The organism is Gordonia sihwensis, from assembly GCF_029632925.1.
Lineage (GTDB): Bacteria > Actinomycetota > Actinomycetes > Mycobacteriales > Mycobacteriaceae > Gordonia > Gordonia sihwensis.
Window position 1 is genome coordinate 972,104 of the sequence record NZ_CP121248.1, and the last position, 26,524, is coordinate 998,627.

The 26,524-nt window shown below is 66.8% G+C and carries 21 protein-coding genes and 4 pseudogenes; 11 read left to right on the forward strand and 14 right to left on the reverse strand.

The window, feature by feature from the left end:
* Positions 1-2 precede the first annotated feature (2 nt).
* The 7 genes and pseudogenes from P5P27_RS04660 to P5P27_RS04690 form a co-directional block, all read right to left on the reverse strand.
* Entirely contained in the window at positions 3-1,466 is a 1,464-nt protein-coding gene (locus P5P27_RS04660) for an aromatic-ring-hydroxylating dioxygenase subunit alpha (protein ID WP_006897058.1), read from the reverse strand.
* Between the two features lie 138 nt (positions 1,467-1,604).
* The gene (locus tag P5P27_RS04665) at positions 1,605-2,471 is read right to left on the reverse strand and encodes an aldo/keto reductase (RefSeq protein WP_006897059.1); all 867 of its coding nucleotides are present in this window, start codon (positions 2,469-2,471) and stop codon (positions 1,605-1,607) included.
* 75 nt (positions 2,472-2,546) lie between these two features.
* Positions 2,547-3,497, reverse strand: coding sequence for an MFS transporter (locus P5P27_RS04670; RefSeq protein ID WP_006897060.1), 951 nt, complete (start codon positions 3,495-3,497; stop codon positions 2,547-2,549).
* Positions 3,498-3,535: 38 nt separating this feature from the next.
* Positions 3,536-4,429 (reverse strand): alpha/beta fold hydrolase, encoded by an 894-nt coding sequence (locus tag P5P27_RS04675; protein WP_006897061.1) that lies wholly within the window; start codon positions 4,427-4,429, stop codon positions 3,536-3,538.
* Positions 4,430-4,584: 155 nt separating this feature from the next.
* Positions 4,585-5,286 (reverse strand): annotated as a pseudogene (locus P5P27_RS04680) (ISL3 family transposase); the annotation flags it as partial.
* Positions 5,286-5,492 (reverse strand): annotated as a pseudogene (locus P5P27_RS04685) (IS481 family transposase); the annotation flags it as partial. The pseudogenes P5P27_RS04685 and P5P27_RS04680, both read right to left, overlap by 1 nt.
* A gap of 117 nt (positions 5,493-5,609) precedes the next feature.
* A pseudogene (locus tag P5P27_RS04690) lies at positions 5,610-6,128 on the reverse strand (DUF262 domain-containing protein); the annotation flags it as partial.
* A 1,012-nt stretch (positions 6,129-7,140) separates the two neighbouring features.
* On the opposite strand from P5P27_RS04690, the gene P5P27_RS04695 reads away from it, so the two are divergent.
* The 9 genes from P5P27_RS04695 to P5P27_RS04735 all read left to right on the forward strand — a co-directional run bounded on the left by P5P27_RS04695 (position 7,141) and on the right by P5P27_RS04735 (position 13,496).
* Positions 7,141-7,587, forward strand: a complete 447-nt coding sequence (locus P5P27_RS04695) for a hypothetical protein (protein ID WP_278126597.1) — start codon at positions 7,141-7,143, stop codon at positions 7,585-7,587.
* Between the two features lie 58 nt (positions 7,588-7,645).
* Positions 7,646-8,020, forward strand: a complete 375-nt coding sequence (locus P5P27_RS04700; RefSeq protein WP_278126599.1) for a hypothetical protein — start codon at positions 7,646-7,648, stop codon at positions 8,018-8,020.
* An 11-nt stretch (positions 8,021-8,031) separates the two neighbouring features.
* Positions 8,032-8,592: an antirestriction protein ArdA gene (locus P5P27_RS04705; protein ID WP_278126601.1), complete on the forward strand. Its 561-nt coding sequence runs from the start codon at positions 8,032-8,034 to the stop codon at positions 8,590-8,592.
* Entirely contained in the window at positions 8,592-8,891 is a 300-nt protein-coding gene (locus tag P5P27_RS04710; protein ID WP_278126603.1) for a hypothetical protein, read from the forward strand. Before P5P27_RS04705 ends, P5P27_RS04710 begins: the two co-directional genes overlap by 1 nt.
* 369 nt (positions 8,892-9,260) lie before the next feature.
* Entirely contained in the window at positions 9,261-9,554 is a 294-nt protein-coding gene (locus P5P27_RS04715; protein ID WP_278126605.1) for a helix-turn-helix domain-containing protein, read from the forward strand.
* A 119-nt stretch (positions 9,555-9,673) separates the two neighbouring features.
* A complete protein-coding gene (locus tag P5P27_RS04720; protein WP_278126607.1) occupies positions 9,674-10,762 on the forward strand; it encodes a hypothetical protein in 1,089 nt (362 codons plus the stop codon).
* 52 nt (positions 10,763-10,814) lie between these two features.
* Positions 10,815-11,174 (forward strand): hypothetical protein, encoded by a 360-nt coding sequence (locus tag P5P27_RS04725; protein WP_278126609.1) that lies wholly within the window; start codon positions 10,815-10,817, stop codon positions 11,172-11,174.
* 13 nt (positions 11,175-11,187) lie between these two features.
* Positions 11,188-12,498 (forward strand): hypothetical protein, encoded by a 1,311-nt coding sequence (locus P5P27_RS04730; protein WP_278126611.1) that lies wholly within the window; start codon positions 11,188-11,190, stop codon positions 12,496-12,498.
* Positions 12,499-12,527: 29 nt separating this feature from the next.
* Positions 12,528-13,496: a hypothetical protein gene (locus tag P5P27_RS04735; RefSeq protein WP_278126612.1), complete on the forward strand. Its 969-nt coding sequence runs from the start codon at positions 12,528-12,530 to the stop codon at positions 13,494-13,496.
* Between the two features lie 1,800 nt (positions 13,497-15,296).
* Here P5P27_RS04735 and P5P27_RS04740 read toward each other — a convergent pair.
* The 6 genes from P5P27_RS04740 to P5P27_RS04765 form a co-directional block, all read right to left on the reverse strand.
* A complete protein-coding gene (locus P5P27_RS04740; RefSeq protein WP_278126615.1) occupies positions 15,297-16,382 on the reverse strand; it encodes a helix-turn-helix domain-containing protein in 1,086 nt (361 codons plus the stop codon).
* Positions 16,379-16,732 (reverse strand): hypothetical protein, encoded by a 354-nt coding sequence (locus tag P5P27_RS04745; protein WP_278126616.1) that lies wholly within the window; start codon positions 16,730-16,732, stop codon positions 16,379-16,381. The genes P5P27_RS04740 and P5P27_RS04745 overlap by 4 nt, the downstream gene beginning before the upstream one ends.
* Positions 16,729-16,962, reverse strand: coding sequence for a glutaredoxin family protein (locus P5P27_RS04750; protein ID WP_278126618.1), 234 nt, complete (start codon positions 16,960-16,962; stop codon positions 16,729-16,731). The genes P5P27_RS04745 and P5P27_RS04750 overlap by 4 nt, the downstream gene beginning before the upstream one ends.
* The gene (locus P5P27_RS04755) at positions 16,959-17,651 is read right to left on the reverse strand and encodes a hypothetical protein (RefSeq protein ID WP_278126620.1); all 693 of its coding nucleotides are present in this window, start codon (positions 17,649-17,651) and stop codon (positions 16,959-16,961) included. The genes P5P27_RS04750 and P5P27_RS04755 overlap by 4 nt, the downstream gene beginning before the upstream one ends.
* A 66-nt stretch (positions 17,652-17,717) precedes the next feature.
* A complete protein-coding gene (locus tag P5P27_RS04760) occupies positions 17,718-20,084 on the reverse strand; it encodes a bifunctional DNA primase/polymerase (protein ID WP_278126623.1) in 2,367 nt (788 codons plus the stop codon).
* 88 nt (positions 20,085-20,172) lie between these two features.
* On the reverse strand, positions 20,173-20,664 hold the full coding sequence (locus P5P27_RS04765; protein ID WP_278126625.1) for a hypothetical protein: 492 nt from the start codon (positions 20,662-20,664) through the stop codon (positions 20,173-20,175).
* A 1,587-nt stretch (positions 20,665-22,251) separates the two neighbouring features.
* Here P5P27_RS04765 and eccCb point away from each other — a divergent pair.
* Positions 22,252-24,735 (forward strand): annotated as a pseudogene (gene eccCb, locus P5P27_RS04770) (type VII secretion protein EccCb); the annotation flags it as partial.
* Positions 24,732-25,913 (forward strand): type VII secretion-associated protein, encoded by a 1,182-nt coding sequence (locus tag P5P27_RS04775; RefSeq protein ID WP_278126627.1) that lies wholly within the window; start codon positions 24,732-24,734, stop codon positions 25,911-25,913. The pseudogene eccCb and the gene P5P27_RS04775, both read left to right, overlap by 4 nt.
* On the opposite strand, the gene P5P27_RS04780 is transcribed toward P5P27_RS04775, so the two are convergent.
* Complete coding sequence (locus P5P27_RS04780) at positions 25,910-26,443, reverse strand: YceI family protein (RefSeq protein ID WP_278126629.1); 534 nt, start codon at positions 26,441-26,443, stop codon at positions 25,910-25,912. The two genes, P5P27_RS04775 and P5P27_RS04780, sit on opposite strands and share 4 nt — an antisense overlap.
* Between the last annotated feature and the right edge of the window lie 81 nt (positions 26,444-26,524).

Sequence of the window (26,524 nt, forward strand, 5' to 3'; positions counted from 1 at the left end):
GATCAGACCTCCTCGTGAAGGGTTGCTGCGGGCGCGGTCTCTGCGCTGCCGCAGGCCGGGCGGGCGGGCCCCGATCCGGCGGCCGGTGGCGCTTGCACCGGGTCCGAGCCCACGTGCACCTGCGCTGCGGCTTCTACCGGACGTTCGAGGTGATCGGCCCACCGGCGCAACAACTCCCGCTGGTTGTACTCGCTGTAGCCGACACGGGTGGCGCCGGGTCCCGAGTATTCCTCGGGGGACAGGGCCTCGACGACGTTCTCGCCGTTCTCGAGCATGCCCATCCGGCTGTTGAGCAGCAGACGCCGTGCCATGGAGCCGGCGGCAGTATTGGTGAGGGACACCCAGTTCTCGACGTCGTCCTGCTCGAACATGCCGCCACTGCCGAAGCACATGAGATACGCCTTGTAGGAAAGCGCTTTGTACTCCTCCGGCGCGTTCTTGTCGACGGCGAACCACGAGAGGACTTCCGTCTCGTTCTCGCTGATCGGCTGCCACACGCGGATAGAGATGAAGGGGAGCACCTCGTCGGAGCCCTCTTCGACCCGCGGCCAGTTATGGACGAAGCTCATGTTCGGGAACAGTGAGGCCGCCGAGATCATGAACCCGTCCTTGCCGACCACGTCGAGCTGCTCCTGGGTCCACTGCTCCTTCATCCGGGCGATCATCTCGTCCGGGTAGCCCACGTAGCGCAGGCGCTCCTCCAGGCCACCTTCGGGCAGCTTGTAAGTGGTGCCGCCACCGTTGCCAGCCCAGTACGTGGTGCCGTCCTTGCGCTTCTCCGCCTTGGGCTCGCGGAAGAGGCCGATCTCCACCACCGAGGTGTGGGTCTGGGGCGTGTGGTACATGTCCCCGGCGAAGTTCTCGGCCCCGATCTTCCAGTTCGCCTTGACCCGCCAACGCTGAGGGCCACGCAGCTCGATGCCGTCCGCGCTCTGCTTCGTGTAGTAGTCCAGGTAGAACTTGAAGTCCCCCAGGAACTCCTCCAGGGGCTCGGCATCCGGGTCCATGCTGATGAAGATCAGACCGTTGTACGTGGCCAGCGAGGGAGCAGGCAACAAGGTCTGGCCCTTCTTCTTGAAGCCTTCCTCCCCGCCGTATGCCTCCTTGTGAAACGGCAGGCCAACGAGGCGCCCGTCATTGCGGTAAGACCAACCGTGGTACGGGCAACGGAAGTGGGAGGCATTGCCCATCTCCGCCCGGCACACCTGCATGCCCCGGTGGAGGCACATGTTGAACAGGGCCCGGACCTGGCCCTGTTCGTCCCGAGAGATAATGAACGAGTCCTCGAGGACCCTGCGGACCACGTAGTCACCAGCCTCGGGGACCTCCGACTCGTGGGCGACGAACAGCCAGCTGCGGCTGAAGAGACGTTCCTTCTCGAGTTCGAAGAGCTCTTTGTCGTTGTAGATATGTGCAGGGATCATGCCCCGCCGTACGTCCTCGAGGACGCCGTGATGGTCTGCCATGGGAGAGCTCCTTCTCGATCATCGATCAGTCAGTCTGTAGAGCAGAGGTCCACTCTGTCGTGAAGAGGTTTCCGCATTTTGTGATCTACGTCAACCCCTCCCACTCTTCGTGCCAGGTACGGGTGGGTGCGGCAAGGGTCAGTGGCCGTTTTCGGGGGAGTCGGAGTCGCGGGCGGCGTTCTCTCCGCGGTCCAGCCTCGCCAGGGCGGCCATTTCCTCGGCAGTCAGGGAGAAATCGAACACCGAGATGTTCTCGACCAGCCATGCGGGTTTGGCGGCCTGCGGGATCGGGACGATTCCTTGCTGGACGTGCCAGCGGAGCAGAACCTGCGCCGGACTCTTTGCTGTCCGTTGCGCGATCTGCACCACGATGGGGTGGTCACGCAGTCCCGATTCGCGACCAATAGGGCTCCAGGCCTCGGTAATGATGCCCAGGTCCTGGTGCACTGCCCGCGGGGGTAGCCGTGCGAGATCGGGGCTGAGCTGGATCTGGTTCACGTCAGGAACCACGCCGGTCGCGGCAATGACCTTCTCCAAATGGTCCGGCTTGAAATTGGAGACACCGATCGCTTTGACACGGCCTTCGTCCAAGAGCTTGACGAGGCCTCTCCATGCCTCGGTGTACTGGTCCAAGGCCGGCACGGGCCAGTGGCACATGAACATGTCCAGGTAGTCCAGGCCCAAGGCTTGGAGACTGCGGTCGTAGGCCCTCTGCACACCGTCGACGCTGTGGGACTCCTTGTTGAACTTGCTGGAGACGAACAGCTCTTCACGCGCAACGCCGGCAGTGCGGACACCGCGTCCCACCGCGTCTTCATTGCGGTACTGGAACGCGGTGTCGACGAGCCGGTAGCCGCTTTGAATGGCGTAGCGGACGGCCGTCTCGCACTCTTCCCCCACCAGTGGCCAGGTGCCCAGGCCCAGATGCGGAATGCTATGCCCGTGCCGCAGTCGGAGCCTCGGGACCGTTGCGGGGTCATCGCTCGGATGGGTTTTCGTCGTCATGGACAGCCTCTCGTCGAAACGTCTTGCTTTCTTGTCACCGGAGGCAAATAGCGCGAGCCTCGGGGTCTGTGTCGGTCAGTCGACATCTTTGTTGGATCTCCAGGTGGTTGCAGCTGGGGTGATGATGAGCAGGCCCGCGGCCAGCAGGGCCGCGGTCACCGGAACGAGGGTGACCAGCCCGGCCATGCCCAGCGGTGAGAGGAAGAGCGCCGTGGCGCGGAAAGTGCCCGTCAATGCGAGGGCGTCTCCGCGTTCTTCTGGGTGCACCTTCTCCGCTGCGATGGCCGGACCGACGGTCTGCAGGACCCCGGCACCGATGCCGGAGATGGCCAGGGCAATGGCCACCGGGGCGGTCAGACCGGCGAACGGTCCCACTGCGGCCAGTCCCAGCCCTGTAGCTATCATCCCGATGACCAGAGACGCCCTGACGCCCCGGCGCCGGACCCACCCGCTGGCGGTACTACCGACGAGAACGGTGGCGTTGGCGATGGAGAGCAGGATACCGATGACTGCAGCCGGTTGGCCTGCCAGGGACAGGGCCAAAGGGACGTAGGAGTTTAGAAGGCTTTTCCAAACCCCTGCGCCCGTGTTCATCCAGCAGGCAGCGTTGACACCGGGTCGTCGCCACAGACGGACATCCCTGCCAGTGGGTGAAGAAGGCCTGGCCGCGAACGGGGGAAACCTGATCAACAAGGCCGCGGGGACGACGGCGACGGAACCTGCGACGATCCCCATCATGAGTGGCAGTTGCACCGAGGCCTCCCAGAGGTATCCGGCCACCGTGGGGCCGAGAAGCGCACCGATCCCCGCCGCCAGATTGACGTCCCGGAGGCCACTGACCGGTGCGGCGGATGTACGAACGGCGTGGGTCTGGCTGCTGGTCCAGAAGAACGCCCGGGCTATTCCCTGGACCAACTGGGACGCGACAAAAAACACGACCGCGGGAGAAATCGCGAGCAGTGCGCACGAGATCGCGATCATCAGCCCGGATCCAGCTTCCTCTTCGAAGTTGTTTGTATCAGACATCTGGTCTTTCGAGCACGAAAGACCGACGAAGGGTTCTGCTAAAGCGAGATGAACGCACCAACCGCGGCGTTGAACTTTTCGCGCTGGTCACTGAACACGTGATGACCAGCGTTGTTGATGAGATAGAGCGAGCTATCCAGGGTGTTGGCAGCGATCAGATCGAAGAGCCCCTTACCCATCGACACCGGCGCCGATCGATCATTGACTCCCCACACAACCAGCGTCGGCACCGGGATTCCTGCGTCGGCAAGCCGTTCCTGAACCCAGCGCCTGCCCTCGCTGAGGCTAGGCAACCAGTGCTCCTCCGCATTGCGTGCATATCCGGCGACAGCGTCGCGCTGCTTTTCGCTCTCGAGCCACTTTGTGGCGATCCCGATGTAGTCCTCGGGCAGATCTCCCTCATTAACCGCCTGGGCAGCATGATAGTGACGGATCAACTCGGCCGAACCTCCGGGGGCAGTCCTTTCGACTCGCTCGTAGAAGTCCATGTCGGTTCCGACGGGCGGCGCCGGTGCCGCAGTCGCACTGCTGATGATGACCAGCTTCTTTACCATCTCAGGGTACTTCAACGCGAGAAGGACCGCCGTCATGCCGCCGCGCGAGTGACCCACCAGGGTCAGGTTCTTGAGCCCCAACTGAGTTGCAAAGTTCGCAACGTGTTCGGCGACCGCGTCGACAGTCCAGTCTTCGTCATTCAGCGGGAGACCAGTCTCGCCCTGACCGAGTTTGTCGACCGCGAGGACACGGCCGTACTCGCCGAAATCCTCTAGAACGTTGCCCCAGGATTCGATTCCGGCCGGTATGAAGAACCCGAAATGCCCCCCATGGATGAGGAGGATCGGATCCTTGTCCTGGCCGTCGTCGAAATAACGCGTCTGAACCCCTTTCACATCGACGAAATGGAACTTCTGGGTGATTGAAGAGCTTGGCACGGATAACGCCTTTCTGTGCACGATAACGATTGAACAATTCATCGCAGTTCGACCCCTACCGACGTGGTAGTTCTGGCCAGTAGAAATCTCTTCTGCGTGTGCCTGAAAGCTACGCGCCTCCGCATCGACTGTCAATAGAAAGGGCCCTTCCGGATTCAGAGTGCATTGATCCGATCCTGAAGCTGTCCGGAGTGGATCAGTGACCGCAAGATGTAGTGCTTGAGGTTGCGGAAGCCCAGGGCGATTCCGCGGAGGTGTTCGAGCCTGCCGTTGATGGCCTCGACGGGGCCGTTGGAGGCACCCACGTCGAAGTAGGCGAGGATCTCGCGGTGCCGCTTCCATAGCGACCGGCCGAGCTGGGCGAGCTCGGGCAGCTCGGTGGGCACCCCGGTCCGGATCGAGCGCAGGAGCTTGTACATCGCGATCTTGCCCTCCCGCTTGCCCGAGGCCTCGTAGGCGGCGATGAGTCGCTGGTAGACGCCGTAGGTGACCTCCACCGCCGCGTGCGCATCGTTGGCGGTGAACGCCTTGAACAAGCGCACTTTCTGTTTGTCGGTCAGCAGCCCTGCCCGGGTGTTGAGCGTCCTGCGGATGCCGTACAGCGGATCGCCGGTGCGGCCCCGGTGCCCGGTGGTGGCCTGCTGGATGCGTTGGCGGCACACGGTGAGCTTGTCGGCGGCAAGATGCACGACGTGGAACGGGTCCATCACCGTGCGTGCTGCGGGCACGGCCTTGGCTGCGGCGGAGTGGTAGCCGGCGAACCCGTCCATCGTGACCACCTTGACTCGGTCTCGAAATGCCTGGTCGCGGGCGTTGAGCCACTCGGTGAGGACCTTCGCCGAACGGCCCGGGACCATCCTTTGGCGCGGCCGAGGAACTTGTGCCCGCCGCCGTCGGGGATGCGTCCGAGCTTCTTGATGTCCACGTGCACCAGATCGCCCGGTGCGGCGTGCTCATAGCGCTGCGGGCGTCGCTTGGTGGCGCGCACCGGGGCGCCGGTGGCCGGGTCGGTGAACGCCAGGCGCACGCACCCGAAGCGGGACAGGATCTTGTGCACCGTCGAGGCTAGTCGTCCTCGGAAGTACAAATAGGCTCGCGGAATCTGCGAGTATCGAGGGTCCGACGTCTTATCCTTGTATCCACCTCGCATCACGTCGATGTACGGCGTACGATCCCGATTCGTGGGATAAAGCTTGAACTCCTCCTCAGGGCGGTCGATGAGGTCGGAGTCATTTTCCAGTGTCTTCCGCAGATGATTGAACAGCCGGGTCTTGATTCCTTCGGCGATGTAGGTGTCACGTAGCGCGGCGATCAGCAGCTGCAACGTCGTCAGCCTCTGTTGCCCGTCGATGACCTCGCGAACTTCGAGGCTGCCCAGCGCCCCACGCTTCTGTTCGAGGACGATAGCGCCGAGGAAGTGTGGCGGCGTGTCGACGTCATCACGACGATCGAACGCCGCCAAGACATCCTCCCACAGCGGAGCCCATTGCTCCTCCTCGTCCCACACGTACGGCCGCTGAAACAGTGGCACTACGAGACGTACATCGGGGCGGAACACCGACTTCAACCTGCGCGGATGGGCCTCCATGCTGAAGTTCACTCCTCTTCGTTTGCGATCCCTCACTATTACCATCAAGATCTCGGCTCCACCTTTGCTAGGTACGGCGATCTGAACAACAGAGATTGCGGCAGACGCCATCGGGCCGCCTCGACTTCAACGAGCTCGCATGACCGCTGGTCGACCGCAACGTCGAAGCCTCTGATCCCGCTGCCTCACGGAATCGGGCTCAGCCCGGCCGGTGGTCCCGCACTCGTTCACCAGTAGCGTCCCGCGCCACCAGGTGCGGGCGCTGTCCTTGTTCCGCAGGCGCAGCCCGCGTCGTAGCCTTCCTCGAACCCAGTTCGACGAGGACGGCATCAACGCAGATTCGAAACCTGATCGCGTCGCTCGAACAGCTGCGCAACCATCGCGCCGAGATCGCGGACGCCGACGACACGAACGACTGCGCAACCGCGCGCTCGCTCGAAGAGTACGCACACGACTACCTCACAGCCGTCGCCGACGGGGCCGAAGCGCTGCTCACGCCGACGACTGCGGCGAAAATGAGCTGCTGGACCGAGCGGAAGATCGCCGCGAACCGTCCCACACCCGCCACCACGCCCGATTCCCGACAAGGTCGCCACCGCCATCAGCGGCGCGGCCGCTGCGAGCATCTGGCCGGTCGCTCTGTCCGCAGCTCGCGACGAGATCGGCGAAGACCCGCCTCCGAGGTGACCGCCCTGCGCGAGGCCGAGGCAGCCACAGGGATCGAGCAGCTGCGCGCCGGGCTGGAGCGGAGCCAAGACACGCATTACCGATCTGAGAGGCCGCGGTCGCTGACGTCGAACAGGAGACCGCACAGCGCGTCGAGCAGGCCGAGCGGCGTGCCGACGAGGCCGAGTCCCGCATCACAGCCGCCGAGGAGGCCGCGGCGGTTGCTGACGCCGTTCGGGGCACTGTCACCACCGAGGCCGACCAGCGGGTCCAGCAGGCCGAGGCACGAGCCATCGCAGCTGAGAAGATCCAGGCCGGCGCGGAGGCGGTCGCTGCGACCTTGCGCGTGGTCGTAACAGGTTTCCAGCAGGCAGCGGGCTCAGGAACAACACCCGCGACGGCACAGCCGTCCACGGAAGCCTCTTCGACACAGATTCACGTCGAGGAGGCTTTTCACATGCCCGCACCCAGCGCGTCCCCAGTAACCACCACTGTAACCAGGTCTGGCTCCCGCGTCGTCGTCACACACACCGACGGCGTCCGCGACGACGCCGAGCCGATCATCAGCATCATGGCCGACGACGGCGAGATCCTGAGCTTCACCCCGACGACCGCCGCAGTCCTTGCCGGAATGCTCGCCCGTGCCGCCACGACGGAGATCGCCGTGCAGATCCGGGTGACGAATTCGTACCCGGGTGCGAATTTCGAGCACACCCTCGACGTCACCGCTCCCGCACTGCGGGATGACGAAGACGTCTACGACTGGTGCTACGACAACTTGTGGGAACACACCGGCGAGGGACCGCAGTACGCGTCAGTTCCTGCGGCGTATGAGGTCGAAATTCTCTGCGCGCCAGTGCATTTCGAGCACTTGATCGGACTCAAGGTCGACAGCTACGGGTAGGCGCCGGCGAAGCCGTCGACGGTCTCCACCTCGAACATCACAACGAGGGAGGACCATCATGACCACGCTTCTCTGTGACCCGTGGGTCGAGCGCATGATCGCCGCCGGCAGGCTGGCTCCCGGCGCCCGCGGCCTCAGCCGCGCCGAGGCCGCTGACCAGCACAACGCCGCCAACGCGCTGGACCAGACCGACCCGGACTACCTGTACTCGCCCGGCCAGGCGCAGGACGTCGCCCGCGACGCCCTGTCGATGGTCGGCATCGACCTGCCGGCCGGCACCCGCGTGGTGCTGACCGACCTCGTCGCCGGACGGTGCGGCCACACCTACCGGGCCAATCCCGGCCAGATCGAGGCGGCGGTCGACGAACACCGTCTCTGCACCGGCGAGACCATCAGCGCCGACGCCCTGATCGCGGCGCTGCCGTGGGACTGAGAGGAACCGCCATGACCATCGTCACCGCCACCACCAACACCCCCAGGGTCTGGGCGGGCTGCGAAAGCTGTTACGCCGCAGGCCGTCTCGTCGGCGTGTGGGTCGACGCGATCGATGCGGCAGAACTCACCGCAGCACAGATCCACGCCGGCTCCGGCGTGGACTGGAGCACCGAAGGCTGCGAGGAGTTCGTCTGCATGGACAACGACGGCCTGCCGGTGTCCGGCGAGCCTTCGTTGGCCGAGGCGGCCCGCTGGGGCGAGATCTACGAAGAGGTCGGCGACATCCAGTGGCCGGCACTGTGCGCCTGGGTCCGCTCCGGCAGCTACACCGCCGAAGGCGACACCGACTATCCGTCCGTCTCCGACTTCGAGGAGGCGTACGCGGGTTGCTGGGACTCGTTCGCCGACTACGCCGAGGACCTTGCCGAGGGCTGCGGCCTGCTCGCCGACGTGCCCGAGGAGCTGCGCGGGTACTTCGACCTGCGTGGTGCCTGGGCGAGGGACCTCGCTTTCGACTACAGCGTCGAGACCTGCGAGACCGGCGGTATCTACGTGTTCAGGAGTCTGTGATGACCGACCTCGACGACGCCCTCGATCTGCTGCCCGAGGCCTGGCACGACGACATCGCCGCCGACGCGGCGTCACAGGGCTGCACGCTCGGCTACACCGCCGCGTCCGGCGGCCTGCGTACCGAGACGATCGAGCGGGTGCAGCGACTCTTCGCAGCCCGCGAGGGCGACGCCGACTGGCTAGACATGTCGCTCGGTCAGCAGCTCGACGAGTGCTTCCCGGACTACAACGGCATTGGCGCGTTCGAGCTGCTCGCTGAACTGGGAGTCGCCACCGTCTACGTCCTGCCTGCCGACTGACCACCACGGGGGCTGGCCGCTGCGCGAGCCGGCCCCCGTGTGGTCGTCCACCTAAACGACGCGAGACTTTGCAGGCGAGTGTGACATGCGTCTCATTATTGACACGATCTGCTACCCTCTTATGACGAATAGATTGGCCACCGCGGGAGCGGTCTGCGCAGGTCATGGCCTATCTTCTGTCACAAACCCCTGCTACGAATGGATGCGTCGCTCACGCCGGGCGGCGCATTTTTTCTTTCTTTGCCCGAGTTCGCTTGCGGCCAAGACGGGTCATCGACCAAGCTGCGATGTAACTCTAGCGCTACCTCGCAGGGCTGGATGCAGATCTTAGGAGGGGAGTTGACATGCAGTACATGACAAGATGGGGCCGTGCCCATCGCCGACGACCGACTCACGCCGCAGCAGCGGCGAGACCGTGACGTGCGTCGGCAGGCACTCGCGGCGGTCCTGAGGGCCGCTCGCACAGAGCGGGGCTGGACCCAGGCGCAGCTGGCAGAGCGCGCTGGTCTGTCCCGTCACGCGATCCTTCGCCTGGAGGCTGGTACCGCGACGATCTCTGTCGACGCCCTCTTCCAGATCGCTGCAGCCCTCGGAACTACGCCGAGCGCCCTGCTCAGCGCGGTAGAGGCCGATCCGGCGACCGCCGAGACGCTCAAGCCGTAACCGACTCGCTCCACTCCTTACTGAAGGCGTCGACACCCTCGACGTCCGTCTTTGCCGTCCTCGGCGGACGTGAACGCACCACCTGAAACCACCACCTGAAACGCCACCGGGAATCCGAGATGACTTACCCAAGCTATCCATCGCCGCCCAAGCGCGGCCCGCTGCCATGGTTGATCGCCACGGCGGTAGTGCTCGCAATCGCGCTCGTTGTCGCGGTCGTCCTCATCGTGATGAACGACGGTTCGGACGATTCCGCGACACCGGCCGCCGCGTCGTCGACCGAGACCGCGGACGCGCCGCAGACGGCGCCCGCCGCGACCACGACCGCCGAGCCCGAACCACAAGCACCGGTGGCCGGCGCCTACGTAGGTGCGGGCGGTCCGCGGCCAGCGGGCGCCGAGCCCCTCCCGACGTACACCGGCAGCTACACCAAACTCCTCTCGGCGCATCTCATGACACCGACCGGCGGCATCGCCTGCGATTTCAACTCGCCTGACCAGGACGACCGTCAAGGTCAGTGCGGCGTGCGGAGCATGAACACCACGAACAGCCCGCTGGGCACCGAGGTCATCGGCGGAACCACGAAGGGCAAGTGGCTGTTCCAGTTTTCTGGCAACAAGGTCGGTGCGCCGGTCGGAAGCACCGGTACGACCGGATGGATGAACGCACCGGGTGAGGGGTACCAGGTCCCGCGCGTGGAGTACGGCAAGGTCTACTTCTTCGAGGACTGGGTCATCGCATCTGAGACGAACGGCCTGACCGTCTGGAACACCGAGACTGGCTCCGGTGTCTTCCTCTCGAACGAGAAGGTCGAGACCTTCAACGGTCCCGGTCAGCCCGGCCCCGCGACGACCACGGCGACCACTGACACGATCGTCCTCGGCGCTCCGCAGTCGAACGGGCGCGGATATGGCGCGGAGCAGCCGACCGAGATCCACCTGGGCGGCGCGTCTTCAACGAGCCACATGCAGAACATTGCCTGGACCGACTGGGGCTCGGACCCGGCCACCGGCACTGGCATCGGCAATTACCAGCCACCGGGCAAGAGCGGAATCTACAGAGAGAGCGGCGTTCCCGGCAGCGTAGTCGCCTTCGCGCCCGGGACGTGCGGCGGCAAACGTGCGTACACCAAGATCGTCTACTTCTTCCCGTCCAAAGGGGAGCAGTTCGACCCCGGGAACGCCATCGACATCTGCACACCGCGATAAGAACACCCGCATCCACACACCACCGGAAACCATTACGAGAGGGGTCACGACCATGAAGACCAGGATCATTACCGCCTTCACCGGGCTTTTCGTCGCCGTCGCCGCACTGGCCGGCACCGCCGCGACCGCGCCCGAGGCATCTGCCCGCGTCGCCAGCGGCTCCTACACGTACACGACGGTCTCGTTCGGCGTCCCGTCGAAGAGCCGAGCCGTCATCCGCGGAAGCTCGCTGACGGTCTACGCGCCAGCGGGAGTCCAGCGCTACCGCCTCCACCAGACACGATCCGGTGCGTTCTACGATGTCATGGGCACCCGGTATGTGCTGCGAAAGCAGCGCGGCGGCGTCTACTCGGGGCCGACCCAGTGGGGCCCGGTTGTGATCGGTCACAGCACGCTGGTCCCGCGCCGTTGACAGGCGATCGACGTTGACTGACTTCTACCGAACCCTCGGTCTGGACCCGAGCGCGCCGCCTCAGGTGCTCGCAGACCAGATCTCCGCAATCGCCCACCGCACACCGCCCGGGCCCGACCGTGCCTATCTGGAACAGGCCTGGGCCACGCTGGGCGCGCCTGACCGGAAGTCCGCGTACGACGCCTGGCTCTCCGGCAGCGGCACCGATCGTGCCGTCATGGGGCAGTTCGCCGAGTACGTCGCGCGATTCGTCGGCATCGGCGATGTCTCGCTGTCGAGTGCGGAGTCCACCGCGCTTGACCGTGCGGGCGTGACCTCGACCGGAGCCAGAACCATGCTCGCCTGGCGACGGGCGGCCCTCGTGCTCTTGCTGCCCATTCTCCTCGTGTACGTGGCGCTGAGCCTGTACAGCACGTTCGGAGGTGACGACAGCGGCCTTACCTCGCTCGGCATGATCGTCATCCGGCTCCCGTCGGTGACGATGGCACTCGCGACGATTGCCGTCGTGGTCGTCATACTCAGGTGGACCGAACAGCACTGGACCAGCCGAATGCTCTTCTGGACATGGCTGGCGGCGACCTTGGTGCCCCTGATCAGCTTCGTGTTACCGATCGACTGGTACTTCGACCTGCCCGCCTACGACCCGGCGACGGGGCTGTCGCGCGCGGACCTGATCTCGCTCGCACGACCCGTGTGGACCGTGCTCGTCGCGATCACTGTGCTACCAGTGACCGTGAGCCTGGTCAGCGGCGTCCTGCGCGGGGTCCGTCGCGTGAAAGGACTGCTGCCAGCGTCGACTCTGCCAGGCTGGTTCCTCAGCGTCATCGCCCCGTTCAGTGCCGCGATCCTGCTGGCCGTGTACTCGATCCTGGCACCTGTGCTCGACGATCGGCTCGCGATGACTGGGGCCCTGCTGCTGGTGGCCGCACCGCTGGTCTTCCTGATCTTCCGCGGGCGCTACCTCGCCCCGATGACGCACACCGACGCCTCCCGAGCCCTGCGGGTGCCATCACTGGTCGCAGCGTTATGCACGCTGGGCGGTGCCGTGCTCCTCGTGATCTACGCGGTGACCGGTGAAGCCCTCGGCAGAAGCCTCCTCGGCGATCCCGACGCGGTCGCAGCCGATCAAGCCTGGAAATCGTACGTGGAACTGCCGACGCTCGTCCTAGAGGTGTTCGTACGGTTCAGCCTCACCTCGGTGGTGATGGTCGGGGTGTTCGTCGCCGTCATCCGCGGCGACTGGCGGCTCAACGCGTCGATGGACAGTCAAGTACGGGCCGAACGGGACGCGGAGATGGTGAGCCCCGACCGCGCCGCTCGCTGACTGTATCCAACTAACGATCAGGAGACGACATGTCAGACCTCAATCTCTACGACATCCACCACCTCGACAGGAGCGCGCCGTCACCGGAACTCGCCGCGCAGCTGACCGCGCAGCTCAACGCTGCAACCGAGCAGCTCGCTCGCCAGCGCATCGATGCCGCCCGCGCGATCCTTGGAGATCCGCAGCGTCGGCAGGCCTACGACGCCCAGCTTGCCGACCCGCAGGCACCGCCCATCACCGAGGCGACCCTCGCGGTCTTAGCTGGCCGTCCCGCGCCCGCACAGGCCAAGCCGTTCGCGCAGCCGCGGGTGCTCGCCGTCATCGCCGCCGCGCTCGGTGTGCTTCTGATCGTCGTGATCTCGGCTGTGGCGTGCAGCGGAGGGAATGACGGTAGCCCGTCGAGCACCGGTACGAGTCAGACCCAGGGTTCGGCGACGACCGAGCCGACGACGGCCAAGGCCGAGAAGCTGACGCTCGACTCGGCGCAGTTCGACACCGACTACGGGACGATACCGACGGCGAGGCTCAAGGTGGTCGGGCAGGACTCGCTGGCAGGCCAGCCGGGGATGGTGTCGGACAAGGTCTATCTGACTCAGCCCGACGAGCAGACGGTCCGCGCCTACTGGAACGGCAAGACCGACAGCGACGGCGCCCACACAGAGACCTGGGTGGACCTGGCGATCGGCGACGGCGGCACGAGTCTGACGCCGAACGGACAGGTGCGCAGCGAGAAGGTCGCCCTGGGGGACAACGTCGTGGGCAAGCCCGTCAAGAGCGGTGCCCGCAAGGGCGTTCCGGACCCGACCGTGGGCCAGACGTCGGGCGTGTTCCTCTTCGCCGCGGGGGCCCCGGGCAAGGTCACGAGCGAAGCCCCGGAGGCTCAGCGGCAGGACTACCGCGAAGTGCTCTCGGCCTTCCAGAACGGCGACCACGTCTACGTCACGGTCTGGGGCTTCCCCGGCGTGCTGATCGCCGAGCTGGAGAAGGCGCAGAACTAAAATGATCTTCCAACTCCACTTCCCCGAGAGGGTGAGCGCGATGTCGAGGTGGGAGTTCTTCACGCGAGTTTGCATGAAGTCCCTCTGAACTCGCACCCGTGCACGCTCGCTCGGATTCACGCTGCGTGAATCGTCGAGGGCAAGCCTCACCGAGCAAGAAACCCCGGTACCGATTTGGTCGGTATCGGGGTTCTCTTTTTCGCCGCCGCGTTCGCAATGACGCCTTCGCCATCGTCGCGATCACGCCAGCAACCAACGATTCTGCCGAGACCAGCTCGAGTCGGTGTCTCTGACTCGACTACGTTGACTTCGTGTTCCGTCCGGAGCGAAGCGCGAAAGAGCTGCACACGCGGCCCGGTCGGGCCGTTGACAGAAATTCGCACAGCAGCACTGGATCGACGCTCCGCTCCTCGGGTGGGGCCCTCCATCGGCAGAGCTGTTGGGATGCCCCTGACGGGGCCCTGCCGAGCCCACCCGAGGCGCTTGCACACCTGGGTCCTACGGGGGTTCCCGTGCCTGCAGAATCACCGTTCTAGCGAACGGTCTCACCCCTGACGCAGCCGAGCCGATGACTGCGTCAGATCGACTCTCACACCGGCTGGCGCCGGTGCCTGCGCTGGCGCGCAGGGCTGCGTCAGGACTGTAACAGAGCACGAGAACCCCCGTAGCGACTACTGCGTCACGTCGCGTCGTTGCACGACGCTCCAGGTAAGCCCGCTACCTGCGGTTATGCCGCCCGTAGCGACATTGCTGCGCCCTGTCGCTCCGGCGCGCACCGCTCCTTCGTCGCTCTGCGAAACCGCAGGTAGTACCTTGTTCGCCCCCGACGCTCGGCTAACGCCTCGCTTGACGGGGGAAGAAAGCTGAAAGGGCATAAGGGGGCGTGACGCACTCCGGTCTCCGGTCGCTACGCTCTCTACGACCTCCGTGCGCCCGGCAGAGCCGGGACGCCTGGCCACTCCTAGCGGTCCGGGCGGCTCGCTGCGCTCGCCTTCGGACCCCTCGTTTGGGTGGCCACCGGCGCTGGCGCGCCGGCCCCTACGGGTACTCGCTGGCGCTCGCACCCGCCCCTGCCCTCGACTTCCCGTCTACCAGCCCTGCGGGCGGGTCTGACTTGACGCCCCTGACGGGGGCTGACACGGGCGCGGACGCCCGTGAGGTCGCCTTGGCGAACCGGCCCTATTCGGGCCGGCCCGCCGTCGGCTCCCATGCGGGGACCGCCGCTGCGGCGACGGTCCGTAACGAGCAGCGAGCGCCGAGGCGGTCTCTGGCGCCCACGTCGGCGCGTCCTCGGCCCTGCGGGCCGGGAAGGGCACTGCACAGACCCGGTGCTCGCTCGCTCGCACCGGGCCCATGCCGCACTCAGGAAGAGATCGCGCCAACGATGCGCGAGAGTCGGCCTCATGGTTGCTGCCGCACTGGGCCGGCTCGGTGACGCCGGCGGCTGAGTCCGCGGCGGAGTCGTAATCGTGGATCGTCACAGAGTCCCGTGATCAGCCGGGCCCAAGGCTGGATGAGCGGCGGCGGGGATCCGGTCCCAGTCGGTCACGGTCGGCGTGGTGGTGGAACGAGTCGGAAGGTGTCGACGCGTTGAGGAGGGCGACTCGGTGGGCCAGGCCATTCGGACTTTCTGAGTAGTTCCCAGACGAATGCAGCGGCCCGCCCACGGGCCACCCAGAGCCAATCTCCGGGGTTTTGCGCGGCTTACGGTCCGGGTATGAGCCCAGGTCGACGGGGCGAGCCCCGGAGACGACGAGACCCCCGCCACCATGAGGGCGACGGGGGTTGCGACGGGGCCGGTCAGCGGACTGCGGCCAGCGCCGGGCGATGATCGGGTGCGCCTGCCTCCTCAGCGGCCTTCACCCACCTTCCGACTGTGCTGTGCGAGCCAACGCCGACGCGATCGGCGATCTTGCGTAGACCCAGGCCCTCGGCGCGGAGCGCCAACGCGCGAGCAACAACGTCGACGTCCACAGTCGCACCGGTGGCGGCATGGACCCGCTCAGCAAGGTCGGTGTACACCGGATCGTCGACTGCGGGGGCTGGGTGTACATCGACCACGCTGTACGCATCGTCGACTACGTGTACTGCCCGATCATCAGAGTGGTCTATGACGTGGTTATCGACCACTGCTCCGAAAGCGTCGGTGTGAACGGCGACCGCGTCATAAACCTTGGGGTCCGCCTGGACTTTGTCAGTGGCCGACTGGTCATCGACCACCTGAACGCGCTGGTCAGGACCAATCTTTCCGGTGTGCACCGGCTCATCGGCCACGGGTGGCGAGTGGGGATCGCGCATGAAGTCCGCCCGGTCGACCAGATGGACTTCGTGGTCGATGACCGAGTCCGCACTCGGTTCGAGGTACGCCCGACCGAGCACGTTCCGGCCAGCGGCCAAGTGGTGGTCGACCACTTGACTGCTCGCGCGCTCACGATCGGCTCGGATCGTCGCGTGGACGTCCCACAGGCCGATCGTCGCCGCAACGATCGGCACGTCGATGATCAGCGGTGCCGCCCACGCCAGGACGGTCGGCAGACCGACGATCGTCGCCCATACATAGACCAAGCCCATGTACGACACGATCAGGGCGATCGATCCGACGAGGGCGGCCGACGAGATAACCACGACGCGTACCGCACCGCCGTTACGCCGGCTGGCTACCGCCACCAGTTCGGTCATCGCCACGACAGCCACCGGCACCAGGACGATTGCGGCGATCGGTATGCCGACCGGGACGCCACCGCGGTCGGTGCCCGCGGCAACATCGGTAACCCAGACGGCCCACACATGCAGCGCGTTGCCGATCATCGACAGCAGCAGGAAGAATCCTAGGATCGCGGCATAGAAGCCCCAGCGGTGCTCCTCGGGGGTGCTGTTAGTCGTCATTGGTTCGCCTCCTGCCGTTTGTGCCACGTCTCGTAGGCGCGGTGATCGAACTTCGGCGGCATCGGGAGTCCGATGACGTGTGCCGCGTGCTCGGCGAAGGCCCTCGGATTACGCGGGCGAAGATCGCGCAGGGCCTCCAGTGCGACCCCACCGAGCCTCTGGAGACCGGGCTCGCCGTTGTGGCCGAGCCGAACCAGGTGCTCTTCAACCGCTGCCAACAGCGCGTCAAGAGTCGCCACAGCGTCGATCTCGGCCTCGCTGCGGTACCCGGACAGATCGCGGGGAGGTCGAGCCCGCCAGCCGTCGATCCATGCGACCCACTGTGCAGGAGTGCGAACGCGAGTGGTCATGCCGCTGCCTCCTTCTTGACCAATTTGATGCGCTCTGGCCGAAATCCTGACCAATGCTCGTCGCCAGCCTCGATGACCGGCGCCTGCTGGTAACCGAGCACCCTGACGTGGTCGCGAGCCTCGTCGTCCTGGCTGATGTCGACGACGTCGTACTGCAGCCCAGCCTTGTCCAGGGCCCGCTGGGTCGCTCGGCACGGGCCGCAGCCGGGCTGCGTGTAGACGGTGATCACGCTGCACCCGCCATGTCCAAGAGGGCCAGCCCGTCGTGATGCCCGACGACATACGCCGACGGCGCACCGGTATGGCACCGTGCGCCGGTGAGCCCGTCGTGGTGGCCGTGGCGGTATGCCGGATCATCGACGATCTCTGCCTCCGAATCGCCGCCGAGAGCCGGGGCTACCGCCTCCCGCAGCAGCCGCTCGGCGGCGACGTGCTGGTCGAGCGTGAGCGGCCGTCGACGGCGCCGCAGGGTCACCAGCAGATGGGCGTCACGTGCCCCGAGGACACCCTCAGCCGCCAGTGCCTTGATCCGCGTCGGGGTCAAGTCCCGTTTGAGGTCGAGGCAGCCCCCGTGGTCCCGCATCGCTACGGTGACGCCAGCCACTGCGCGGAGCGTCGCCATCCGAGCCATCATCGCCGGTGCTGCTCCGAAGTGCTCGACGATGCACGTCGAGCCGATGGGGTACAACTCGGTGCCGGTGACGCGGTTGGCGACGGTGTACAGGTACATCAATCCGTCCTGGCCGCAGGCGCACCTCGAACCACTGTCCGGGTCGATGCCCGGGGGACCGGCGATGTCCCATTCGAGCTGGGCGTCGGCCCACGAGCGCGCCGCGCTCGCCGCCTTGACAGCCTCACGCAGTGCCCGTCGCGCGGGGGTCCCCGTGTTCCGTTCGTCGTCAATGATGGTGGAGTTCATGGTCTTTCCTTTGCTTGATTTGTTGTTTGCTGTTGCGGTTCACCTCGTCGTCATGCCGTCATGCCGTCATGCCGCCCCCTCAGCCAGGGAGAATGTGCCGGTCGACGCGTCGCGGACCAATGCCCCGTGCAGGATCAGTGCCTCCAGCGCATCGGTCTTCATCGACCGGTCGCGCCCGGCGATCAGGCGATTAATGGACCCCTCGGTCGCCGGTTTGCCAGCCTCGGCAAGCCGCCCGACCGCACGAAGGATGACCCCGCACACGCGGTCGAGCCTGGTGTCGTACTCGCTTCGAGCAGCGGCCTCGCGCTCCACGCCCGACCGCTCGCCCTTTTCCGCCGCCGCCTCGCGATCAGCGGTCTTGAGCGTCTCCACCACCGATGCACGCACCGCGTCGGAATGGGCCATGACCACGCCGGACAGCTCCCAGTCTTCGTCGGTCGGCTCCATCCGGCCGTCGATGACGCACAGCGCCGCCATTACCTTGAGTCGGCACAGCAACGCGTGCCCATCGAGGGCGTCGCCGTCGCCCCGCTGCCGGGCGACATGAGCGTCGAGCACCATGTCGATGGCCACGTCGGGCACCGGCATCGCGTACGGCTCGTCGGGCCAGTCGGTCGGCAGTTTCAGTGGCCCGATCGGTGCGGGGTTGAACCTGTCGCGACTGATCCGCGGATCGGTCACCGACACCCACACGAAACGCTGAGGCGTACCACCCGCGGCGTTGTCGAGCAGCGCGCCCGCTCGTTCGGGCTGCACCCCGACGATCAGGCCCAGGCGGTACGTGTGGCTGCCCGTGGTCAGCGCCTTGTCCGTAGCGGCGTACGCAAAACCGAGTTCCTCCCCGGACCATGCCGAGCGGATCTTGCTGTCCAACGTGGCAGCGTTGCGGGTGCCGAGCGCGGCCATCGAGTCGACCTCGCTGGCGTTGAACAGGACGGATCGTCGCTTCCAATACATCCCGCGGGCGTCGACCTCGTCATAGTTCATCTCGCTCTCCTTGGCGGGCCGGCAAAACTGATGCGCCAGGCCCTCCCCGCTGCCCAGTTCGACAGACGGGATGAGCGGCCCGAGCGGCACCAGGTCATCCGCCGTCGCGGAGGAGGCCCCCTTCCCGGTTCCGGACTCACCGACCATCGCGACAAAGGGGTTGAGCGACGCCCTGCCGCCCACGAGTGGGGGAAGGTGGACTGTGTACGGCACTGCGCAGATGGCCCGTGCCAGGACGGCACCGAGGACGGCTGCGGGGGCGACCATCCGGCCGTATGCCGCGTCCCTGATCCGGGCGAGGCTCGGGCGCGAATCCCAGAACGCATCATCGAGCCCACCTGCAGGAGGTGGAGGCGGGCTCGGAGGCCCGGTCGGCGGCGTCACCCCACCTCCCGCCACCTCGGCGGCTTCGGCCAACTCGTCGAAGTCCAGCGTCGGTGAGGCGGCGATGAGCGCGTGGCCCCCCCGATTCGTCACCATGCGCCCGAACTCAGCCACCGCGTCGTCCTCGGATCGCGATCCATCGACGGTCACCGCGTGGACGAAGACCGAGCCCAGCGCCCTCAGAGCGCTGCGGACTCCGGGGCGCCCCTGCTCTGCGAACCGCAGCAGTGCCATCACATGCCGCGTCGCGGTCTCATGCCGGCTACCACTGCCCGATCGGAGGTCGGTCATCGCCTGGTCCAGCCGGGCGGCCACGACCTGATCCATGTCGCCGTCGGTCATCGACTGCAGGATTGCCGCCACATCCACAGTCACGCCGGCGGTCGACGGCACCGACGCGGCGGTGAGTTCTTGCACCCAGCGGTCGGGCAGCATCGGCAGGTCGTCGACGCGGGGAATGCCCACGTCGTTACCGTCGTCATCCAGCCACCGGTACATCGTGCCGGTCGTGGGATGGATCGACGGGTGGGCGACCACGTACCGGTGATGCCGCTGAACGATCTCGACGTCGCTACGGCCGCCCATCGAGAGTTGCCCTTGCAGTCGCTTGCCCAGCGACACGCGGAGCAGCCGGATGCCGCTGACGGCGTCATCACGCGACGTCGACCGAACCGTCGGCGGCAACGGGCCCCAGGCCGCTTCGGCCGCGGCCAGCGTGGCCGCGCCGTGCTTGCCGACGTAGGCATCGACGTCGATGCCGATGACGCCGTCGGGCATGACCAGCGCGAGGTTTCCTTGCGGATGGTCCTCGCTCCACGCTTGCACGTCGGGGTACGACGGCACCGCGGCACCGTCACCGGTGTAGCCGGTAGGCGGCGGGAACTTCTTGCCGCGCGGGAGCGGCAGCACCGACCGCCAATCCTTCTCCCAATAGGCCGGAGCGGCAGCCCCGTAGCCTGTCGACGTGTCGACGACGCTAGCGCTACGGTCAGTCCCGTAGTCGTCCTCGTCGTCGTCATCGAACGCCGCGTCGAGATCGTCGAGAGCTACGCTCGACATGATTCACCCCTTTATAAATCAGTCAGAATGTTTGGGCAACGGGAGCCGGCATCCGCGCCATCGGACGCCGGCTCTCCTCGTTTGCTCCTTAGTTGGCCTTGCCCCAGCTCGGGGTCGCTGCAGCGGATGCGGACGGGGCGGGCTCGATCTTGTACTCGTAGTCCCGGTACGAGTAGCTCTCTCCCCGTTCGGTGGTGGCGTCCTTCTTGCCGTTGAATCGCACGGTGAGCACGTTTCCCGGCCGCAGAGCCTCCGAGACCTTGCTGAGGCCGGCGGCACCCACCGCCGCGCTGAGGACATTGCGATCGCGCCCCCACGTCTTGATGTAGACCGCCTTCTCGCCGTCCTCGGTGTCGAGACGCACGACGACTTCGTTCTTCGGTCGGCCGTCGGCGAAGGTCGCGGGGTTGCCGGTGGTGAAATCGCGCGACTGACGCATGTCCACCGATTTGATCGGTCCACCGACGACGGTTCCGACCGGGGTATCGGCGGTGAACGCCGTCGTCGCCGACGGCTCGAATGCCGCGTCGATCGCGTCGAGCACGTCCAGGTTGATGTTGTCCCTGCTTGCGAATGACATAGTGCTTCTCCTTCTGGATGAGGGCACGACGAACTAACGAGGTGTCGCCTCGTCGTCGTGCTGGGGGTGGGGTTGGGGTTAAGCCGCTTCGTCCGCGATCGGAATGCGGACCGCGTGGCCTGGCGCCGGCTGCATAGCCCCGGGGATCAAGCCGGCCTTCAAGCGCCGGCGGACGGTCTTGACGTTAAGGTCGTGGATTCCCGCGTACTCCGCTGGGCTGACCCACCGGATGCGCTTCGCGGGCTGGATGCGCTGTGCGTCTTGCTGTGTCATTGGCCCGCCTTTCGGGATTCGATCTCGGCGTCTTTCGCCGTGCCATCAGGTTGCCCGATGTGTACCTCTGTGTCCACCCGTGAACACGGCAAAATAGCAGGTCAGGGCCGTGTAACTAATACTTCGCAATAATGCACGACGGCGAATCTCATGGGATGATCGCCATGAAGTCGGGGCATTCATCGGCGAAAACGTCGCACCCAGCAGCGGGCCCGAATAAAACGCCCGACAATGCGATTCACTCAGCCCAACCCGCCAGAAGTGATACATATCACATTGTGGCGAGGGGTCTCAGATCGCTGGGTGCCCGCGGGCGACCAGCTGTGCCCCATGGCGCCGAGTCTTCAGCTTTCGACAGGGTGCTGAGTAGGGGCGGCAGCTACTCTGCGGCCCGGGGGAATAGCCGAGCGTCCCCGGGGGCATCTGGATCCACCTGTGAGGTTTGCACGTGTGCCCCTGACTCATGTCGCCGAGCCACCTCCGCTGGCATTGGTTGCGGTGACGCAATCAAATGAGGACATGTGGACATGTGGACATCGGCTCCGCCAAGACGTCCACACCCGGGGCCCTCGCGCATGACATAAATAGACCTTCATATGCATTTAGTCATATATATGCAGGTAGAGGTCTTCTGTGTGACCCTCACTTAGGGTGACCTCATGGTGGTTCTCTCAGGTTTCCTTCAGTCTTCGGCGGCTTTTGCCGCGCGGGCATGTCCACATGTCCACATCGAGGACTGGCATCGTCGGAGGTCTTCGACTTTGGCCTGCCGCAGGGGTGGAGCGGAGGGCTACGGGCCGTTCTGAACGCCCACCCATGCCCCCGCTCCCCAGCACGTCGACACCTCCACACTCGCTCCCACGGTCCCGGAACAGCAGAACGCCCCACCGGAGCATCCGGTGGGGCGTTCTCAGCCTCGTGTCTACGGCGCGAGCAGCGCCGCGATCGCGGCGGTGCGTTCCGGCGGGAGCACCGGAGCGTCCTCCAGTACGGCATCGAGCCACGCCCGGAGGGCGTCATCGAAATTCGTTGTAGCGGGCATAGCAGCGTTCCCTCGAAGAAGTTCTCTTCGAGCGACCGCGCCACACCACCCTGTTACCGGGTCTCTACGCCTCGCGGCGGAGATGCGGAACGTGCGGCAACCGTGCCGCTGTCCTCGTCGCGCCCGGGCACAACCCCGGTCCGCTCGGCCGTTTGCTGTCTCGGGCCGTAGCCCCACTGTAAGGAACACCCCAGCTCCCGGCGAGCACCTGCGTAAACGTCCTGCGTTTGTCGCGTGTCGGCGTTCCCGCTAGTCGCAGTCACTATCCAAGCTCTGTTAAGAGCGAACTGCTGCGCACCCTCGTCCTCGCGCTGATCGCGACGCACTCCCCGGACGAGTTGAACCTGGTCTTGGTCGACTTCAAGGGCGGGGCCACCTTTCTCGGTCTGGAGCAGGCCAAGCACACGGCCGCGGTGATCACCAACCTCGAGCAGGAACTCGCGATGGTGGACCGGATGGGCGACGCACTCTCCGGCGAACTGAACCGCCGTCAGGAACTGCTGCGCGCCGCAGGCAACTTCGCCAATGTCACCGACTACGAACAGGCCCGCCGGGCGGGGGCGCCGCTCGACCCGCTGCCCGCCCTCTTCATCGTCGTCGACGAGTTCTCCGAACTGCTCGCGCAGAAACCGGAATTCGCGGACCTGTTCGTGGCGATCGGCCGGCTGGGGCGCTCCCTGCACATCCACCTGCTGCTCGCGTCCCAGCGTCTCGAGGAGGGCAGGCTGCGCGGGCTCGACAGTCATCTCTCGTACCGGATCGGATTGAAGACCTTCTCCGCCAACGAGTCCCGGACTGTGCTGGGCGTCCCCGACGCCTATCACCTGCCGAGTGCGCCCGGCGCGGCCTACCTGAAGTGCGATTCGTCGGCGCCGACACGCTTCAACACGTGCTTCGTCTCCGGCCCCTATCGACCACCGGCGGGGCCGTCTGCCGGTTCCGCGTCGTGTGCGCAGACCCGGCCGGTCGCGTTCACCACCGCGGAGGTCCCGCTCGCCGAACCGGCCACGGAGCAGCCGGACGGCCAGGCCGACGAGGGTCCGTCCGCGACGGTGCTCGAGACGGTGGTCGCGGCACTGGCCGGGCACGGCCGCACCCCGCATCGGGTGTGGTTGCCGCCGCTGGAGCGGGCGATCACCCTCGATGCGCTGGCACGCGACACCGCACCCGGCACCTTGACCTTTCCGTACGGGGTCATCGACCTGCCGTTCGAGCAGCGGCGCGACACCGCATGGCTCGACGTCGCGGGTGCGGCCGGGCACGTCGCTGTCGTGGGCGGTCCGCAGTCGGGCAAGTCCACCACGCTGCGCACCCTGATCTGCGGAGCCGCCACGACCCACACCCCCGAACAGGTGCAGTTCTACTGTCTGGACTTCGGCGGCGGCACGCTCGCCGCACTCGATGGTCTGCCGCACGTCGGCTCGGTGGCCACCCGAGTCCAGCACGACCGGATCCGCCGCACGCTCGCCGAGATCCTGGCGGTGAAGACGAGCCGGGAGGCGTGCTTCGCCGAGCACGGCATCGAGTCGATGCGGGAGTACCGCGCGGCGCGCGCTGCGGGCCGCTTCGCCGACGACCGGTACGGCGACGTCTTCCTGGTCATCGACGGGATCGGCGTGCTCCGGGCCGACTTCGAGGCGCTGGAGGAGAAGGTCGACGCCCTCGTCTCGACGGGGCTGGCGTACGGCGTGCACGTGGTGGTCAGCGCGTCGCGGTGGGGCGAGATCCGGCCCGCCATGAAGGACCTGATGGCCGGTCGCGTGGAACTGCGGCTCGGTGACGCCCTCGATTCCGAGATGAGCCGCCGCGCCGCGGCCGGAGTGCCGGAGGGACGGCCGGGCCGCGGGCTGACCGCGCAGGAGAAGCACCTACTGGTGGCGCTGCCGCGGGTGGACGGCGTCGCCGACGCGACCGATGTGTCCGCCGGAACGGCGAAGCTGGTCGAGGCCGTCGCGCGGGAATACGGCGATCGCCGGGCTCCGGAGGTGCGGACTCTCGCACGAGTGGTGGACGGTTCCGTGCTCGCGGAGACCGTCGCCGCGCAGGGAGCCGGGACGCGGGCCGGTACGGTCGCGCTCGGGCTGTCGGAGACCGACTTGGGGCCGTGCGTCCTCGACTTCGACGCCCAGCCGCACCTGCTGGTGTTCGCCGACGTCGAATCGGGCAAGACCGAGACGCTTCGCACGCTGGTCCGCGGACTGGTGGCCGGCGGAGATCCGGACGAGGTCAAGCTCGTCCTCGTCGATTACCGTCGCGGACTGCTCGGAGAGGTGCCGGAGACGCATCTGGGCGGCTACGCCAGTTCCGAACGCACGGCGCGGCCGATGATGGCGCAACTCGCCGAGTACTTCGCCGCGCGGCTGCCCGGCGACGACGTGACACCGCAACAACTCGTCGACCGCAGCTGGTGGTCGGGGCCCACCGTCTATCTGGTGGTCGACGACTACGACCTCGTCGCCACGGCGTCCGGGAATCCATTGTCGCCATTGATCGAGTTGCTCGGGCACGGTCGCGACATCGGTTTCCGGCTGATCCTCACGCGCCGATCCGGCGGTGTCGGCCGAGCGCTGTTCGATCCGCTGATCGCCTGTCTGCGCGACCTCTCGTGCGATGTCCTCCTGATGAACGGCGACCCCGACGAGGGCTACGTGGTGGGCAGGCACCGCCTGCAGCGGCTGCCGGCCGGCCGCGGCGAACTGGTGTCGCGCAACCGGTCGCCGGAGATCGTCCAGGTCGCGCTGGGAGAACGGGCGTGAGCGGCCCGGTGATCGATCTCGCGTACGGACGTGTGACCGGTCCCGGCGGCACCGTGGACCTGACGACGCTGCTGGAGGACATCGACTGCGCCGAACGGCGGGCCCTCGCCCGGCAGGCGCTGCGCGAGGTGATGCGGCGCGCCGCCGGCGCCTCCCGGATCCTGCTGCCCACCGTATGGGGACCGGTCCGCACCGAGGCTCTGGTCGGCGAACTCGCCTCCGTGGGCGCCGCCGCCGAGCCCGTTCCACGGGCGGTGGCGATCGCCGCTTCGCACGCCGACGCGACCGTGCACCGCTGCGCCGTGGTGGAGACCCGGATGCTGCCGGCCACCGGCGGACACTGGAGCGTGCACACGGTGACTCGCACCGACGGCCGGTGGTCGCTGGGGCGGGGCGCGGTGGACCTCCCGCGCCGGATATCGGCCGAACCCGGGTGGTCGGCTCCGTTGCGCGCCGCCGACGCGGTCTTCGTCGACGGTCCCGATCCGGAATCGGTCGCCGCCGCCCAGCGGTTGCTGCTCGAAGCCTTCGGTGTCCGCGCGATGGCCGTCGACAGAACGGTTCTGACCAGGCACGGAGGTCGGCTCGGTCCGGTGAGCGCCGCCGAGCTGCTCGCCGGCCTGCCCGCGCCACCGATCGCCGCGTCGCGCCGGGGACTGCGCGCGCCGGCAGCCGTCGCCGCGGTGCTGGTGCTGGCCGCAGCCGCGACCGCCGGGTGGGCGCATTGGCCGCGGCCGGAGCGGTCCGCGCAGCAGACGGTCCAGGTGGGCCGGGCCGAACTCGCCGTTCCGGGCCAGTGGCGGCGCAGTGACGGGGACGATGCGACCGCCGGAAGCCGCACGGTGTTCGCGGCCCCCGACGACGGCAGGCGGCTGATCGTCGTCGTCTCGCGGCTGCGGGGCGGTTCCACCGTCGCGACGGTCGCGGAGAGCCTGCGGAACCGCATCGCGCAGCGCGGGGACGACGCGGTGGCCGAGTTCGCGGCCGACGTGAGCTATGCGGGCCGTCGCGTCATCGGGTATCGCGAGACGCCGGCGTCGGGTTCTCCCGTGGCCTGGTACGTGGCCGTCGAGAGCGGCACGCAGGTCAGCATCGGTTGTCAGACGGGCACGGGGGAGGAGTCGGTGGACGGTCCGTGCCGCGGGGCCGTGGGTTCGCTGCGTGTGGTGAGCGATTAGGAGACGGTGACCGACGCCTCCAGCGTCACGACCACCTCGTCGGCCACCTTCAGGGCGCCCATCATCAGCGAATACGGCTTGATCCCGAACGTCGTCTGCGTCACCGCGGACTGCCCGGAGACGGTGCTGCCGTCCACCGCCACGTCGACGGTGTGGGGCTCGGTGACTCCGCAGATCGTCAGATCGCCCGACAACCGGTAGCCGTCGCCGCTCGCCGACACGCCGCCGGCTCGGAAGACGATCTCGGGGAAGGCGGACGATTTCAGCGACTTGAGAGCGTTGGCGCGCGCGACCAGCCGTTCCGGACCGGTCATCGGAGTCAGCCCGCCCTCGCCCGAGAGCACCTGCAGGGAGTCGACGTCCACCCGCAGCGCCACGGAGACCGGAGTGTCGCCGTCGAAGGCGATGTCGGCTCGCCACGCGTCGAACCCGATCGTCAAGCTGTGGCCGGTCCGCGCCGCCCGCCCGGCGACGCCGGTGCGCAGGGTGAGGGCGCCGTCGCCGGGACCGATGCTGATCACTGAAGTCATGCTATCGACGATACGGACCCAGCCGGACGCGCGTTTTGACCCGCGTCGACGAGCCCGCGTAAGCTAGATCGCTGGTGCCCT

Excerpts from the sequence above, each read along its gene's own strand:
- P5P27_RS04660 (WP_006897058.1), bottom strand. The coding sequence starts at position 1,466 with ATGGCAGACCATCACGGCGTCCTCGAGGACGTACGGCGGGGCATGATC.
- P5P27_RS04665 (WP_006897059.1), bottom strand. The coding sequence starts at position 2,471 with ATGACGACGAAAACCCATCCGAGCGATGACCCCGCAACGGTCCCGAGG.
- P5P27_RS04670 (WP_006897060.1), bottom strand. The coding sequence starts at position 3,497 with ATGTCTGATACAAACAACTTCGAAGAGGAAGCTGGATCCGGGCTGATG.
- P5P27_RS04695 (WP_278126597.1), top strand. The coding sequence starts at position 7,141 with ATGCCCGCACCCAGCGCGTCCCCAGTAACCACCACTGTAACCAGGTCT.
- P5P27_RS04700 (WP_278126599.1), top strand. The coding sequence starts at position 7,646 with ATGACCACGCTTCTCTGTGACCCGTGGGTCGAGCGCATGATCGCCGCC.
- P5P27_RS04705 (WP_278126601.1), top strand. The coding sequence starts at position 8,032 with ATGACCATCGTCACCGCCACCACCAACACCCCCAGGGTCTGGGCGGGC.
- P5P27_RS04710 (WP_278126603.1), top strand. The coding sequence starts at position 8,592 with ATGACCGACCTCGACGACGCCCTCGATCTGCTGCCCGAGGCCTGGCAC.
- P5P27_RS04720 (WP_278126607.1), top strand. The coding sequence starts at position 9,674 with ATGACTTACCCAAGCTATCCATCGCCGCCCAAGCGCGGCCCGCTGCCA.
- P5P27_RS04725 (WP_278126609.1), top strand. The coding sequence starts at position 10,815 with ATGAAGACCAGGATCATTACCGCCTTCACCGGGCTTTTCGTCGCCGTC.
- P5P27_RS04735 (WP_278126612.1), top strand. The coding sequence starts at position 12,528 with ATGTCAGACCTCAATCTCTACGACATCCACCACCTCGACAGGAGCGCG.
- P5P27_RS04740 (WP_278126615.1), bottom strand. The coding sequence starts at position 16,382 with ATGACGACTAACAGCACCCCCGAGGAGCACCGCTGGGGCTTCTATGCC.
- P5P27_RS04745 (WP_278126616.1), bottom strand. The coding sequence starts at position 16,732 with ATGACCACTCGCGTTCGCACTCCTGCACAGTGGGTCGCATGGATCGAC.
- P5P27_RS04755 (WP_278126620.1), bottom strand. The coding sequence starts at position 17,651 with ATGAACTCCACCATCATTGACGACGAACGGAACACGGGGACCCCCGCG.
- P5P27_RS04760 (WP_278126623.1), bottom strand. The coding sequence starts at position 20,084 with ATGTCGAGCGTAGCTCTCGACGATCTCGACGCGGCGTTCGATGACGAC.
- P5P27_RS04765 (WP_278126625.1), bottom strand. The coding sequence starts at position 20,664 with ATGTCATTCGCAAGCAGGGACAACATCAACCTGGACGTGCTCGACGCG.
- P5P27_RS04780 (WP_278126629.1), bottom strand. The coding sequence starts at position 26,443 with ATGACTTCAGTGATCAGCATCGGTCCCGGCGACGGCGCCCTCACCCTG.